We start from the raw sequence: 13,350 nt of genomic DNA, 5'->3' as shown, positions 1-13,350 counted from the left end.
TCATATCCCCGCCGCGGGCTGCAGGCCCGCCGATACGAAGTTCCTGGGCGTCACCCGGAGGGTATAGGTCCGCCGCTTGAAGCCATCCTGCGGGAAGAAGTCCTGGTCCAGCACGTTGATGGTCGCCGGGTCCACCACCGACCGGTCCGAGCGTGGCGTCCGGATGACCAGCGTGATTTCCACCTCGCGCACCCGCTGGCGCAGGCGCGCACGCAGTTCCTCATTCGTCGTGACCGGGGTTTCGTCCGAGACCAACACGTCCACGGTGCAGGCCGTGGTGCCATTCATCGTGCACTGGTCGATGCTTGTCCCGCCAGGCACGGCGGGGAACCACCGGTAGGCGTTGTTGGGCAGGTTCAAGTTGATGACGCCATAGCGAACCGTCATCTGCTCCACGTCCCGGCTCACCACCGCCCAGGTGTTCGCGCCGGGAGCCATGTACTCCAGCGCGGGGCTGCCTCCCGCCCAGTTCACCCGGTAGGCCGCGCTCACGGTGCGCATGGCCACCCACCCCGCCCGCTGCCACAAGGGGTCCAGGGGGTCGGAACAGGGACCGTTGTTGGTGTTGGCGATGCCCAGGCCCGGGCTCGCCACCACCCGGGCATCCCCTGCGCGAACATCCGTGAGCCTGAAGTGACAGGCCAGGGCACCTTGGGTGGGGTTCGCGACGAGGATGGGGGTTGGCGGTCCGGCGGCCGGCTTGAGGACAGTGGGCGGGTTCGGAGTGGTGCACAGCTCCGCTCCCACCCTGACATTGCTGCTGATGCCACCGTCACAGCCCGTGAGCGAAATCATGCTGCGAGGGTCACCCCAGAACAACTGCAGCACGTCCGACGCCATGTCCGTATAGGGCGCGTTGGTGGGAAGCGAGAAGCCCAGGTCCGACGCGAAGGGCCCTGTCGCCACCCGCATGTCCAGCCCGGTCCAGCTCTGAATCGCGAAGCGTTGGTCTCCATCGGCGAACTGGATGGGCGAATTGCTCATGCCGATACCAGCCCGCTGCACGTCCAGGGTGAGCAGGTCCTTCACCGCCCGCCCCGTCACCTGGGCCACCATCGTCTGTTCCTCGAAGAGGGCACGCCGCTGCATCTGCATGCCCACCACCAGGCCCACTCCGAGCACGATGACGCCAATGGCGCTGGAGATCATCACCTCCAGCAGCGTGAAGCCCCTCTTGCGACGAAGAGACCCGCTCATGGCGCCACCCGCGTCTGGAGGACCACCACCTGGCGTCCCGTGCGTGCCGGCTCAATCCAGCTCACCGAGACGCGGACATTGACGACGTTACCGGGGCTGTTGGCCACCCCGCCGAGGTCCCGATTCACGGGTGGAAATCCCGCCGCGCCATTTTCGATGGAGCCCCCGAGGGCGTTGCTGTCGAGGTCCACCGCCACCTCGTACTCACGCGCGACGGCGCCATTGGTGGGCTTCGCGGGCAGCAGGTCCCCAGCGGCCGTCTGCCATACACGCTCGCGCGTGTTGTCCAGGAACCCCAGGTTGCTGCACGGGTTGGGCGCGGGTGAGCATCCCATGGCGGTGATGGTCTCCAGCCTTCGCTCGGCGAGCAACTGCGCCTGGGTGGCGGTGAGGGTGCGCCGGTTGGACGCGCTGATCTGCGTCACCAGCGTCATCACCGCCGCGACGCCCACCAGCATCACGGCCATGGTGGCCAGCACTTCCAGGAGCGTGACGCCCCTGGAGGTATGGAACCGCGGAGACTTCATCGTGGCAGCCTTCCATCCGGGATGGGGTCGTAGATGAGCATACGCGAGCGTGAGTCATTCGCGTTGACCCCCGGGGGGATAAGGGCGCCACGCGATTGGGGCGTGCCACGACCCGGACCACCCGACGGAAGCACGATGACCTGGCTGCCCTGGACCACCGGTGCGCTGATGCCATGGCCCGTCAGGGCCACGCTCGTCTGCGCCACGCTGCCATTGCCATCCGGCGTCTGGGACGTCGAATAGAGCTTGCCGCTCTCGTCCTCGCTCAGGTTGCAGAGGTCCGCGGTCGTGCCCACGGCGGTGGTCGTGAAAACCTTGTCACCGCCCAGCGCCACGCCGCCCCACACGGCCTGACCGGCGTCCAGCGGGGAGACCCAAAGGGGGTCGAGCAGGGCACAAGCCCCGGTGCCCCTGGGGTCCGTGTCCTCGAAGGCCATCAGGTGGTACTGATAGTCGTTCTTGTTCGGGGGACCGTCGCTGAACTCGTCCGGGCTGTCGCTGGTGCCAAAGTAGAAGCGGACCCGAGGCGCGGCGCCGCTGCGCACCACCGAGATCGCCAGGTTGGCGTGAATCTGCTGGTAGATCTCTGTGCCAGCCGGGTTGTTCGCCGCGTCGCGGTGGGTCGCGGCCGCCACCGGAGCGCTGGCGATCTTGCACGTCTTGACCTGGCGTCCAAGCTTGCGGTTCGTCTCCACGGAGTCCAGGTTGATGCGGTACACGCTTCCCGCCGTGGTGGGCACGTACAGGACGTCGTATTCGCCGTCGCGGTTGGTGTCCACCGCCGCGGTCGCACCCGCGATGCCCGAGTTCTCGTCCAGGGTGATGACGCCAGCGTACCTGCCCGGGTTGCCGTTGCCCTTCCGGAGGGGTTTGCCTGTCGTCATGTCGAGCAGGTAGATCGTGCCGGAGCGGCCCGACGTGGGCTTGTAGTCCGTGCCGACGATGGCCGTCCACTTGCCCGCCGACTCGTCCCCCCACTTGATGCGGACCACGGACGGGTTGTGACGGGAACCAGAGTTGTCCGGCAGCAGAACGTCGTCGTCGTCATCGGCTGCATCCGTGAACGCGCCGAGGATGTTGTTGTCGTTCAGATTGAACTCCCACAACGGCATCGGGTACTCGGCGCTGTCAGGCCGGGTGATGTCGAGCGCGAACACGGCGGGGCTGCTCTTGCCGGTCGCGGAGACGAGCACCGTCCGGGCGCCCTTCAGGGGGCGGTCGGTCGCCTGTACGGGGCTGGGGAGCGTCCACTTGGCGCCAAGGCCGCCGAAGTCCACGTTGGCGATGGTGGGCGAAGCGTCCATCTGCGGCTTCGGCTTCTCCGCCGAGCCCTGGTACTTGACGTAGAGGTAGCGGTAGCGGTCGAGCAGCGTGCGCGGCAGGTACGCGAACTTCTCGGTGGCGTTGCCGTAGTCGCGCGGGGTGATGGGCGGGGCGCAGCCGGCGCCGGAGGGCTTGAAGTAGCCATTGGCCTGGAGCTTGCCCGGGCTACACGTGTCATTGGCGTCGACGCGGAAGGCACCCGACTCGAAGGCGTGCAGGAAGCCATTCATCGTCCCCACGTAGGCCACGGTGGGCCGCTGCTCCAGGGTCCTCATGAAGTTGCGACGATAGAGGTCGCGCTCGTCTATCGGCGCGTTCTGCGCCCATGAGTCCAGGTAGGGCGGGACGGCCACGGCTACCGTGGACAGGTTGATGCCGCCCACGGGCCAGGGGCGCTTCACGTTGGTGGCACCTGGCTCCTGGTGGTCTTCCCATCCGTACAGCCACTCGAGGAAGACGTTCCGGTCGTTGAAGTCTTCCGGGATGTGCTTGATCGCGGGCGAAGTGATGGTCGGGGTGCCACACCGGCCGTCGTTGTTGATGTCGTAGAGGTACTTGCCAGCGACCTGCTCATTGCAGAGCGAATCAGGGAAGACGACGTTGTCGGCCGCGTCGTCGCCGGTCATGGTGCCTTTGATCGTGGCGCGGCTGTCATCCGCGGCCTGCGTGTAGAGCTTGCGGTCGAGCGGATTGGCGGCGCCCCGGAGGCTCATGGCCATGACCCTGCCCGCATCCCAGCGCTCCATGAAGTTGGCGACGGTGGGGTTCTCCGGGTCATAGCGCGAGGCGAGATACAGCCGGCCGCGCAGCGAGTAATCCTTGCGGTCGTCGTAGAGGCGCGTGCTGGCCTCGGGTTGCCCGATGCCGGGCCAGGACTTGCCCCAGGCGCTTCCGGGGGTCTCGTTCACGCCCCAGAGCATGACGTTGCCCACGGTGGAGGGGGAGGAGCGCGAGTACGCTCCCGCCCTGACGGCCTGATAGCCCACGTTGACGTTGTCGACGACAGGAATACACCGGTCATCAGGGCTGGTGATTTCCACCTTCCAGCACAACTGCGAGCCGGTGAAGCCCATGTCCAGCAGGTCGAGCTCCGTCGAGTTGGGGGAGTCGGCCGGGAAGCGCACCGGTATCCATTGCCTGTTCAAGTTCGGCTTGCGAACCCATGCGCCGTTCTCGAAGACCACGTTGTGGCAGTCCACCGCCACCGAGTACTCGATGGTGGGCGGCTGGCGGCCAGGCAGCTTGCAGGCGCCCGGGGTGGTCTCTGTCCAACACGGGGGAGTGGAGCACCTGGCCGGGTAGTTCGGGTAGGGTGCCGCGTCGTCATAGCGCCCGAAGCGCACCTTGGTGATGACGAAATCCGCCGCATCGCTCAGGTCGATATCCCCGGAGAGGCTCGCCGAGCGCTCGGTGCCGCCATTCTTCTTGTTGATGACGAACACCACGTCGTTGAAGTCGCGGTCACCGCCGCCGGGAAGGTCCTCGAAGCCCAGAATCCATCGGAAGGGGTCGGTGGACGGCGCTCCCACGATGACGTGGGGCATGGGATTGCGATTGCCCACGGGGCGAGGAATCGACACCGGCTCCTTGGGCATGACCAACTGGCCGTACGTTGCCTCTGACGCCAGTCGGGCCAACGTGAGGTCGTCGAGCCAGCCGCACATCTTCCTCGAGTTGTTCTGCAGCATGCACTCGTTGGCCATGCTGGCCGGGTCGTCGGCATTGCAGGAATCCTCGTACGCGCAGCCGATGTTGCGCTCGGCCACCGCGGGCTTGTCCGTGGAGTTCTGGTCCATGTTCCACGCCGACTTGGAGAAGAACACGGAGATGGGGGAGCGGATGTGCAGCAGGCACATCCCGTCACTGGCTTGCTTCAGGCAGGGATAGACGGTGCCCTCGTTCGGCCCATGGGGGGAGTCGTAGTAGACGATGAGGAAGAAGACGATTTCCTTGCCACCCGGGATGGGGCCCAGGTCCACGGTGCGGTCCCGAATGTCGATGACATTGTCCCGGCTGCGCTCGTCCACCAGGATGCCCCGGTTGTCATAGTTGGAGACGTTGTAGTCAGGGATACCGTTGTTATCGCCGTCGCTGTCGCTGATGGCAGGGAGGTCGCCATAGGTGTCTCTGCCGCCATCATCGTCCGCGAGCAGGAAGACCATCTGCCCGATGCCCTTGCCGCCGTTCTCCGGGTCCTTGGGCTCCAGCAGGTTGGGGATGCGGGGAAACAGCCCACCGTCGGAGAAGGCTGCCGCCGGGGGGTTCCCGTTGCCCTTGGCGACACCCACGAGGTCTGTATCGATATGGGTGGACCCCAGGCCCGGGCGGGCATCCGCGAGTCCTTGCAGGGGGCCGCGGGTTCCTGTGCGCCGCTCCAAGGTGGCGTCACAGTTGTCTCTCATGGCGAGTTCCGGTTCGGTGTAACTCAGCCCGCCGGAGGTAAAGGGCTTGTTGCAGCGGCGAGTGCCCGCCTTGCCAACGTAAGGACGCATCTTGGGGCCCGAGGTGGGCGCCATGTTGAACAGGTCCTCGTGGAGGTCGTAGATGCCGTTGGCGTTGAGGTCGAGCAGCGCTCCGGAATCCCGGTCCACGTAGTCCGCATCAATCGCGTCATCCAGGAACATGTAGCCCAGCGCGTGGGAGGCGCCGGCGGACTCGAACACGTAGCTGATGGTGACGCGCTGGTCGTACGGGAAGAAGATCTTCTCGGGGTCGAGGGCCTTCGGGGGGATGAGCTGGAGGTTGGTGGCGTTGGTTTCAGGCGCCCCTCGTCCCGGTACGACGTTGATGGTCGCGTTCGGTTCGCCGGGGTCGCGCTCCATCGTGCCGCTGAACGTCATCTGCTTGTCCACCGCCAGGTGGTCCTCGCAGAGGTTGGTGGCGTTCTGGGCCGGTGCGAGCGGGGCCGCCAGCAGGCTGAGCACGGCAAGGGCACGGGTCAGGATTCTCATCACTTCTTCCCCTGTTCAGGACGGGAGGACTCACGCGCCTCGAGCCGCTGCTTCGCGCGGCGGGCGGCGAGGTCATTCTGGAGTTGCTGGCGAAGCTGGTCATCGCGAGACAGCGGGGGCGGCCGCGAGCTGGTCTTCAAGTAGGCCACCAACGCGTCCAGGTCGGTCGGATTCATCCCGCGCGTGTCACAACGGGTCTCCTTGTTGACCTCGCTGGGCGCGGTAATCCAGGTGCGGAGCTCCGCGCTGGAGCGCTCCTTCACGAGCTTGCCAATCTCGACCCGGCGCTCCAACGGAGACCGCGCGGGTGTCGTGACACGCGCGTGGCCCGCCTTCTGTGCCTTCAAAGCACTCTTCGAGGGCTGCGGTGTGAGGGTGTGACAGCTCGCGCAGGTATTGTTGAAAGCACTCTGGCCTTCGGGATTCGCCGCGGCGAGTCCAGGAAGCAGCAGGAGCGCGAGAAGCGGGAGTCGTTTCATGGGCGGACTCGCAAGACAGCGAGGAAGATTCAGGGATTGGGGGGCAGTTCGATGCTGATGTCAGGGGCGGTGCCCCCGCCGCTCTGCGAGGGGCTGTGCGTGTTGTCGGCGCCGCAGCCGCCTTGGGGACATCCGGGAGACACGATGATGGGGGGCGCCTGGTTGCGAATCAGGGCCTGGACGACGGACCGCGTGGGGCGTCCCTCCCGGCTCAGCACCTCGCCCACGGCGGCCACCCAGACTTGACCATTCACGTCCGTCAGGGGGTTGCCGTCGTCGACATCGTCGCGCACGAAGACGCGGTAGCGGACGTTGTTCTGCTCCGGGTAGTCGACGTAGACCTCGCCATCAGCGCTGGCCTTCTCGGCGGCCGGCATGTCGTTCGGCGTGAGGCGCAGGTAGTTCCAGGGGTCTCCGGCACTGGCGGGAAGCAGCTCCATCCAGGGCGGATTGGCACCGGCCAACCCCAGCTCCGCGACGACGGCGTTGGCGTTCTGGAGGTTGGTGAAGACCTGGTTGTAGGTCTCGTCGGTGATGGGCGTGCGCAGGCGCATGGCCTCGCGACCCTCCGCCAGCCCCGCCTCCGCCGCGAAGAACGCCTCCTTCTGCCGGCGCGCATCCGCCTGGGTGTCCGCCTCGCGGCCCACCACCCGGTAGCTCAGCATCACCGCCATCGTCACCACCACGACGACGCCAAGCGCGACAAGCAGGGTGAAGCCTCCGCTCGCTCGGCTTCGGGGTAGGTTTCGGTGCGCCATCTCACGGACTCCTGTGCGCGCCGCTTGGGGGAAAGCGACGGAAGTGTCGCCAACTCAGCAACTCACGTGCCCGTGGCGGGAAGTCCGCAACCCACTGAAATCCTTGCAGTAAGGGTTTTTCACCAGGAGTTTTGGGTCAATAAAGACCTCGCAAAAAGTGCAAGGGCACATGTTTTTGCGAGGTGCGGGCTTCACTGCGGGAGTTCCCAGGCGTGTGGTGGCCTGGGCGTGGATCAGCGCTCGGATTCCAGTGCGCGCAGACGGTCCACCAGGGCCTGCATGCGCTCTTGGTGCGAGCCGGCCCAGAAAACCCGGCGGCAGTCGGGACATTGCTGGAAGTGCGAGTGACGTTCCGCGACACCTTCGGGCACACGGCCCGTCACCTCGTGAGGTTCGGCGGGACTCAGGTTTGCGTTGCAGGCGATGCACCGGGAGAACGGTTTCATCCGGGCTCCAAGCCCATAGCGACGCACCACTTCCACCAACTGCTCCACGGGGTCCGCCGCGCGAGGGAAGTAGCCGAGCACGACCTCACCTCGCTTGAGCACGCCGATGTCGCGGGTCAGCACGACGCGGTGCTCGGTGCTCGAAATCCGCGCGAGCTCGTCGTCCGCGAAGTCGTTGCGCCACAGGGTGTCGAAGCCGATCATCCGAAGGAAGCCGGACAGCCGGCCCAGGCCCACGTCGAGGACGAAGCGGGGCATTCCTTCCACGGGTTGGAGGGCCGGCCACGCCTCCACGAACGAGCCCGGCGCCACCCGATGCGCGAAGCCCACGGGCTCTGCGTTGACGCGCACCCCGTCCACTTCGGGATGAGGCGGTCCGAGTGACTCGATGAGGTCCTTGACCGAGGGCGAGCCCAAGGGCGTCACCTGCAGCGTCTCCTGCGCGCGCTTCTCCGGCGAGAGGAAGTCCTTCAGTCGGCCATGGAGTCGAACAGTCACCACCGGGTGCTCTTGATTCCGCCGCGACGGTCCCGACGTCTCGGCCGAGAGGATTGGGAGAGGTTCGTCACCTGATTTTCACCGCTGTAAATGTACGATTTGGCGGTAAGTCGCAGGACTGACGCCCGGGTCGTCTCCTATACTCCCGTGCCCGTCCGCATGCCGGTGCTGGCGGTCGACACCCCTTGAATCGTCATCATGGAAGCAGGCCCGAGCGCATGAAGAAGACTTTTTCCTACCTCGCGTGTGCGGCGGTTTCGCTCACGATTCTCGCTCTGGCCTGTGGTGACTCGGATCCACCGAAGACGCCGCTGCCCCTGGAGGATGGCGGGGTGCTGTGGGTTCAGTGTGATCCGCAGCGAGGGGCGAGTGCCTGTGGCGAGGGCGAGGAGTGCCGCTACGTCCCGTTCTATGACCGAGCCATCTGCGTGCGCCCGTGTGGACCGCAGGCCGTGTGTGGTCAGGAGGAGGCGGCGTGCTGCCCCACGGGCGAGGAGCGCGACGGCGGCGAGACGACCTTCTGTCTGCCCAGCGAGGTCTGCGAAGCGACCCCGGATGCGGGAGATGACGCGGGCGCGGGGGATGGCGGAGACGGTGGAGAGGAGACCGACGGCGGCTCGTCGGCCGACGACGGTGGTGGGTCCACGCTGGATGGTGGCGACGTCGAGGTCGACGCGGGTCCTGGTACCGAGGTCGACGCGGGTCCCGGCACGGTGGTCGATGCGGGCACTGAGATTGACGCGGGGCCTGGCACGGTGGTCGACGCGGGCACTGAGATTGACGCGGGTCCTGGTCCTGGGACCGACGCGGGTCCTGAGATCGACGCGGGTCCTGGTCCTGGGACCGACGCGGGTCCTGAGATCGACGCGGGCACTGAGATTGACGCCGGCACTGAGATTGACGCTGGCACCGAGATTGATGCGGGCACCGAGATCGACGCCGGCACTGAGATTGACGCCGGTACCGATATCGACGCGGGTCCGGGTCCTGGCACCGACGCCGGCACGAGCACCGACGCCGGCACGAGCACCGACGCGGGCACGAGCACGGACGCGGGCACGAGCACGGACGCCGGCACGAGCACCGACGCTGGCACGGGGACGGGGAGCTACACGAACATCCGCATCATGGCGGCGAACATCTCCAGCGGGAACGGGCAGGACTACGACCCGGGCCACGGCATCCGCTTGATGCAGGGCGTGGACCCCGACGTGGTGCTCATCCAGGAGTTCAACTACCAGACCGACTCCGTGGCGGACATCAGCTCGCTGGTGAACGCGGTGGGCAGCGGCTTCCATTACTACCGGGAGGAAGGCGCGCAGATCCCCAACGGCATCATCAGCCGCTGGCCCATCATCCAGTCGGGTGAGTGGAACGACACGCAGGTCTCCAACCGTGACTTCGCGTGGGCGCGCATCGACATCCCCGGTCCCAAGGACCTCTGGGCGGTGAGCGTGCACCTGCTCACCTCGGGCTCGGGCGCTCGCAACAACGAGGCGAACCTCATCGTCAACTACATCCGGGCGCAAATTCCGGAGAGCGACTATCTGGTCATCGGTGGCGACCTCAACACCGACAGCCGCTCGGAGTCCTGCTTCTCCACGTTCGATGACGTGGTCGTCACCACCGCGCCGTATCCGGCCGACAAGAACGGCAACGTCAACACCAACTTCAGCCGGGGCAAGCCGTATGACCACGTCCTGGTGGACGCGGACCTGAACCAGTACCGCCAGTCCACCGTCATCGGCTCCAGCACCTTCCCGGGTGGACTGGTGCTCGACAGCCGCGTCTACACGCCGCTGTCGGAAATCGCGCCGGTGCAGGCCGGAGACAGCGCCGCCTCCGGCATGCAGCACATGGGCATCATCAAGGACTTCCGCGTCCCCGCCTTCTGAGTCGGTGACGTTCGCGCGCGGCGGCCCAGGCTCGGGTCGCCGCGTGCGCTCAGAAGCTCCACTTGTGCTTGTTGCGCTCGATGAAGCGCGCCACCGGTGGAATGCGCGCGATGAGCGGCGTGAGCACGAACACCGCCGCCAGTCGCAAGGGCTTCACCACCTGCGAGGCCGCGTAGGCCGCCGCCCACGAGCCCGCCTGCTCGCCAGCGCTCGACGGCTGGAAGCCCAGCTTGATGGCGAAGTAGAAGCCCACCAGCACCAGGCCGAAGATGGCGTAGTTCGTCACCAGCGCCAGCGGGCCGTACTCCAGCATCAGCGTCTTGAAGCGCCCCATCAGCGTCGGCTTCTCGGGCTTCGCCGTCTGGGTCGGGGCGGGTGGGGGCGTGTCGGAGACTGAAGGATTCACGTCGGGCTCAACAGGCGACATATCTCCACCATGCCCCAAAGAAGCGCTGGCAGGGAGACAGAGCGGGCAGGCCTCCTGGGGCCAGGTGCGCTCACCGGGTTGTCAGGGCTCGGGGGGGCGGGTTAGAGGATTGGGACGCCTCATGAAAGCTTCCCTACGCCTCCTCCTCCTCGTGGCCACCACGGTGCTCGTCGCCGACCAGGTGACCAAATATCTGGCTGTGTCCCGGCTGACGGATGCCCTGGATGGGCGGGAAGGGGTGTCCCGGGTGACGGGCTTCCTCACCCAGCACAACCTGGACAATGACCCACCGCCCCAGGGTGAGCGGCGGGTGACGCGGCCCTATCGCTTCATCGAGGACTACTGGCACTTCCGCTACGTGGAGAACCCGGGCGCGGCGTGGGGCCTGTTCGCGAACCTGCCGGACGGTGTGCGGCGCGCGTTCTTCCACGTGGTGAGCGTGGCGGCGCTGGCCTTCATCTTCCTGATGTACCGCCGCACCTCGCTGGACCAGAAGATGGTGCGAGTGGCGCTGGCGCTCATCACTGGCGGCGCGCTGGGCAACTTCGCGGACCGGCTGATTCGCGGCTACGTCATCGACTTCATCGACTGGCATTGGCGCAACCAGCCAGGCATGCGCTGGCCCACCTTCAACGTGGCGGACGCGGCCATCTGCGTGGGTGTGGCCTTCATGCTGCTGGACTCTCTCAAGGTGCGCCGCCCGGAGGCCGTCGCGGCGCCCCTCACCCAGAGCCCCAATCCGTGACGGGCGGGGGCCCGGTGGTGTAAGCCCCCGGGCGTGCCTCGCAAATACGTCATCCTCATCGCCGTCGCCCTGGGCGTCATCGTCCTGGACCAGTGGACGAAGTACCTCGTCGTCCGTGAGCTGACCTCCCAGATGCAAGGGCAGGAGACGCTGGGCGGGCGCCTGGGCGCCATGTTCGGCGAGCCGCCCCCGCAGGGCTTCGACGGGCTGCACTACCGGCCCCGCCGCAGCATCGAGGTGGCCGACTCCTTCTTCCGCCTGCGCTACGCGGAGAACCCGGGCGCCGCGTGGGGCCTGTTCCGCAGCCTGTCCCCGGAGAAGCGCGGGCCGCTCTTCCATGTGGTGAGCCTGGGCGCGGTCGTCCTCATCGTCTTCTACTTCCGCAAGCTGTCCGGCTCGGACCCGGAGGAGAAGTGGGCGCTGTGGGGCCTGCCGCTCGTGCTGGGTGGCGCGCTGGGCAACTACATCGACCGGCTGGCCCGGGGCTTCGTCATCGACTTCCTGGAAGCCCACTGGTTCGACAAGGCCGCGTGGCCTTCGTTCAATGTCGCCGACGCGGCCATCTGCGTGGGCGTGGGGCTGCTGCTCGTGGACGCCTTCGTCCGCAAGGAGAAGCCCGCACAGGCCGAGTCCAAGGCCACCTGAAGCAACGCCTCCCGGGAGGGCAGCCGGGCGGACCGGCGGGCCCCCTCGCCTTGCCTGGCGGCGCGACAGGGGTAGCCTTCGCGCCGCGCCGCCCCTTTCGCCTTCCGGCAGGTCTCCATGCTCCCCGTCCTCATCCGCTTCACGTTCACCAGCCTCTGGACGCAGCTGTTGCTGTACGCGGTCGCCGTGGGCACGGTGGGCTACATCGCCTTCAACGGGTGGCGAGGCGCGCAGGGCGTGCTGGACCCGAAGACGGGCACGCGGGCCGCGACGAACTCCACCGACAAGCTGTTGCGCGCGCTGGGTTTCGGCGTCGCGGGTGCGGGGTTGGCGTGGTTCGGCCTGAAGTACGCGCTGCCCGCCGACGCCTTCCCCGGGGGCAAGGGCGAGGGCATCCCGCTGCACACCTACGGCGTGCTCCTGGCGTCTGGCTTCATCACCGCGCTGACGGTGGCGGGGCGGCTGGCGCAGGACGAGTGGCGCAAGGTGAAGCTCGTGGAGGGCCAGTGGGTGGATGTGGAGGGGCCCAAGAAGCGCGAGCAGGTGATGGACATGGCCTTCTGGGTGCTCATCGGCGGCATCGGTGGCAGCCGGCTGCTCTTCATCCTGGTCAACTGGAAGGACTACGCGCGGGACTGGACGCAGGTGTTGTCGCTGGGTGGCGGCCTCGTCTTCTACGGGGGGCTCATCGGCGCGGCCGTGGCGGCCTGGTTCTTCGCGCGCTCGTCCGGCATGGACTTCCTGCGGCTGGCGGATGTGTGCATCCCCACCGTGTCGCTGGGCCAGTGCCTGGGCCGGCTGGGCTGCTTCAGCGCGGGGTGCTGCTGGGGGGATGTGGCGCCCTCGCACGCGGCCACCGCCGTGCACTTCCCGGGGCCGGGGTTGGCGCAGGACCTGCTCGGGCGGGTGGGCAGCTCGTCGAGCCTCGCCTACTCCTCGCAGCTGGAGGACTCGCGCTTCGTGGTGGAGGCGACGGGGCAGATTCTGCACCAGGCGGCGCCTGATGCGATGCGCATCTCCGACTGGGTGGTCCAGCACGGCCACACCCTGGGTGTCTACCCCACCCAGTTGTTCGAGTCGGTGGGCCAGCTGGTCCTCTTCGTGGGGCTCTTGTACGCGCGGCGCTTCCGGCGCTTCCACGGGCAGATTTTCGCCCTGTGGCTGATGTCCTACGCGGTGCTGCGCAGCACGGTGGAATTGTTCCGCGGGGACGTGGAGCGCGGCACCCTGCACGGGCTCCTGGAGTCGTTGGGGGCCCAGGGCCTGGCGGGCGCGGTGCCGCTGGAGGCCTGGTACAACGTCTCCACCAGTCAGTTCATCTCGCTGTGCATGTTCGCTTTTGGCGCCGTGCTGCTCTACCAGAAGGGGCGGCGAGGGGCCGGCGAGGCGGCGGGCGGTCTGGGGCCGACACCGTCTGCGGCGTGAGGTTGATCCCCGGGCGCGGGTTGGGGACACTCTG

11 protein-coding genes are annotated in these 13,350 nt (G+C 67.2%); 4 read left to right on the top strand and 7 right to left on the bottom strand.

Translation table 11 applies throughout. The annotated features are described in order from the left end of the window. The 6 genes from HUA74_RS28410 to HUA74_RS28385 form a co-directional block, all read right to left on the bottom strand. Positions 1 to 1,197 carry a prepilin-type N-terminal cleavage/methylation domain-containing protein gene (locus tag HUA74_RS28410; RefSeq protein ID WP_174457048.1) on the bottom strand — a complete coding sequence of 399 codons (1,197 nt, stop codon included), beginning with the start codon at positions 1,195 to 1,197 and terminating at the stop codon, positions 1 to 3. Further along, positions 1,194 to 1,724 carry a prepilin-type N-terminal cleavage/methylation domain-containing protein gene (locus HUA74_RS28405; protein ID WP_174457047.1) on the bottom strand — a complete coding sequence of 177 codons (531 nt, stop codon included), beginning with the start codon at positions 1,722 to 1,724 and terminating at the stop codon, positions 1,194 to 1,196. Before HUA74_RS28405 ends, HUA74_RS28410 begins: the two co-directional genes overlap by 4 nt. Beyond that, the gene (locus HUA74_RS28400; RefSeq protein WP_174457046.1) at positions 1,721 to 5,998 is read right to left on the bottom strand and encodes a DUF4114 domain-containing protein; all 4,278 of its coding nucleotides are present in this window, start codon (positions 5,996 to 5,998) and stop codon (positions 1,721 to 1,723) included. Before HUA74_RS28400 ends, HUA74_RS28405 begins: the two co-directional genes overlap by 4 nt. Continuing rightward, positions 5,998 to 6,477 carry a cytochrome c family protein gene (locus HUA74_RS28395; protein WP_174457045.1) on the bottom strand — a complete coding sequence of 160 codons (480 nt, stop codon included), beginning with the start codon at positions 6,475 to 6,477 and terminating at the stop codon, positions 5,998 to 6,000. Before HUA74_RS28395 ends, HUA74_RS28400 begins: the two co-directional genes overlap by 1 nt. A 29-nt stretch (positions 6,478 to 6,506) precedes the next feature. Beyond that, a complete protein-coding gene (locus HUA74_RS28390) occupies positions 6,507 to 7,235 on the bottom strand; it encodes a hypothetical protein (RefSeq protein ID WP_174457044.1) in 729 nt (242 codons plus the stop codon). A gap of 233 nt (positions 7,236 to 7,468) precedes the next feature. After that, positions 7,469 to 8,182, bottom strand: a complete 714-nt coding sequence (locus tag HUA74_RS28385; protein WP_174457043.1) for a Mut7-C RNAse domain-containing protein — start codon at positions 8,180 to 8,182, stop codon at positions 7,469 to 7,471. Between the two features lie 215 nt (positions 8,183 to 8,397). On the opposite strand from HUA74_RS28385, the gene HUA74_RS28380 reads away from it, so the two are divergent. Beyond that, entirely contained in the window at positions 8,398 to 10,074 is a 1,677-nt protein-coding gene (locus HUA74_RS28380; protein ID WP_254625284.1) for an endonuclease/exonuclease/phosphatase family protein, read from the top strand. Between the two features lie 49 nt (positions 10,075 to 10,123). Here the strand turns inward: HUA74_RS28380 and HUA74_RS28375 are convergent, their stop codons facing one another. Continuing rightward, positions 10,124 to 10,480, bottom strand: coding sequence for a hypothetical protein (locus HUA74_RS28375; RefSeq protein WP_371745747.1), 357 nt, complete (start codon positions 10,478 to 10,480; stop codon positions 10,124 to 10,126). Positions 10,481 to 10,622: 142 nt separating this feature from the next. On the opposite strand from HUA74_RS28375, the gene lspA (HUA74_RS28370) reads away from it, so the two are divergent. The 3 genes from lspA (HUA74_RS28370) to HUA74_RS28360 all read left to right on the top strand — a co-directional run bounded on the left by lspA (HUA74_RS28370) (position 10,623) and on the right by HUA74_RS28360 (position 13,316). Further along, positions 10,623 to 11,246 (top strand): signal peptidase II, encoded by a 624-nt coding sequence (gene lspA, locus HUA74_RS28370; protein ID WP_141645085.1) that lies wholly within the window; start codon positions 10,623 to 10,625, stop codon positions 11,244 to 11,246. Between the two features lie 33 nt (positions 11,247 to 11,279). Next, positions 11,280 to 11,891: a signal peptidase II gene (gene lspA, locus HUA74_RS28365; RefSeq protein ID WP_174457041.1), complete on the top strand. Its 612-nt coding sequence runs from the start codon at positions 11,280 to 11,282 to the stop codon at positions 11,889 to 11,891. Positions 11,892 to 12,008: 117 nt separating this feature from the next. Next, the gene (locus HUA74_RS28360) at positions 12,009 to 13,316 is read left to right on the top strand and encodes a prolipoprotein diacylglyceryl transferase (RefSeq protein WP_141645087.1); all 1,308 of its coding nucleotides are present in this window, start codon (positions 12,009 to 12,011) and stop codon (positions 13,314 to 13,316) included. Positions 13,317 to 13,350: the final 34 nt, after the last annotated feature.

The organism is Myxococcus sp. CA051A (genome assembly GCF_013336705.1).
Lineage (GTDB): Bacteria > Myxococcota > Myxococcia > Myxococcales > Myxococcaceae > Myxococcus > Myxococcus llanfairpwllgwyngyllgogerychwyrndrobwllllantysiliogogogochensis.
The sequence above is the reverse complement of the archived record's forward strand: the minus strand, read 5'-3'. Positions and strand labels throughout refer to the sequence as shown.

Coding starts and splice junctions, on each gene's coding strand:
- HUA74_RS28380 (WP_254625284.1), top strand. CDS start 8,398: ATGAAGAAGACTTTTTCCTACCTCGCGTGTGCGGCGGTTTCGCTCACG.
- HUA74_RS28390 (WP_174457044.1), bottom strand. CDS start 7,235: ATGGCGCACCGAAACCTACCCCGAAGCCGAGCGAGCGGAGGCTTCACC.
- lspA (WP_141645085.1), top strand. CDS start 10,623: ATGAAAGCTTCCCTACGCCTCCTCCTCCTCGTGGCCACCACGGTGCTC.
- HUA74_RS28400 (WP_174457046.1), bottom strand. CDS start 5,998: ATGAGAATCCTGACCCGTGCCCTTGCCGTGCTCAGCCTGCTGGCGGCC.
- HUA74_RS28360 (WP_141645087.1), top strand. CDS start 12,009: ATGCTCCCCGTCCTCATCCGCTTCACGTTCACCAGCCTCTGGACGCAG.
- HUA74_RS28395 (WP_174457045.1), bottom strand. CDS start 6,477: ATGAAACGACTCCCGCTTCTCGCGCTCCTGCTGCTTCCTGGACTCGCC.
- HUA74_RS28410 (WP_174457048.1), bottom strand. CDS start 1,197: ATGAGCGGGTCTCTTCGTCGCAAGAGGGGCTTCACGCTGCTGGAGGTG.
- HUA74_RS28405 (WP_174457047.1), bottom strand. CDS start 1,724: ATGAAGTCTCCGCGGTTCCATACCTCCAGGGGCGTCACGCTCCTGGAA.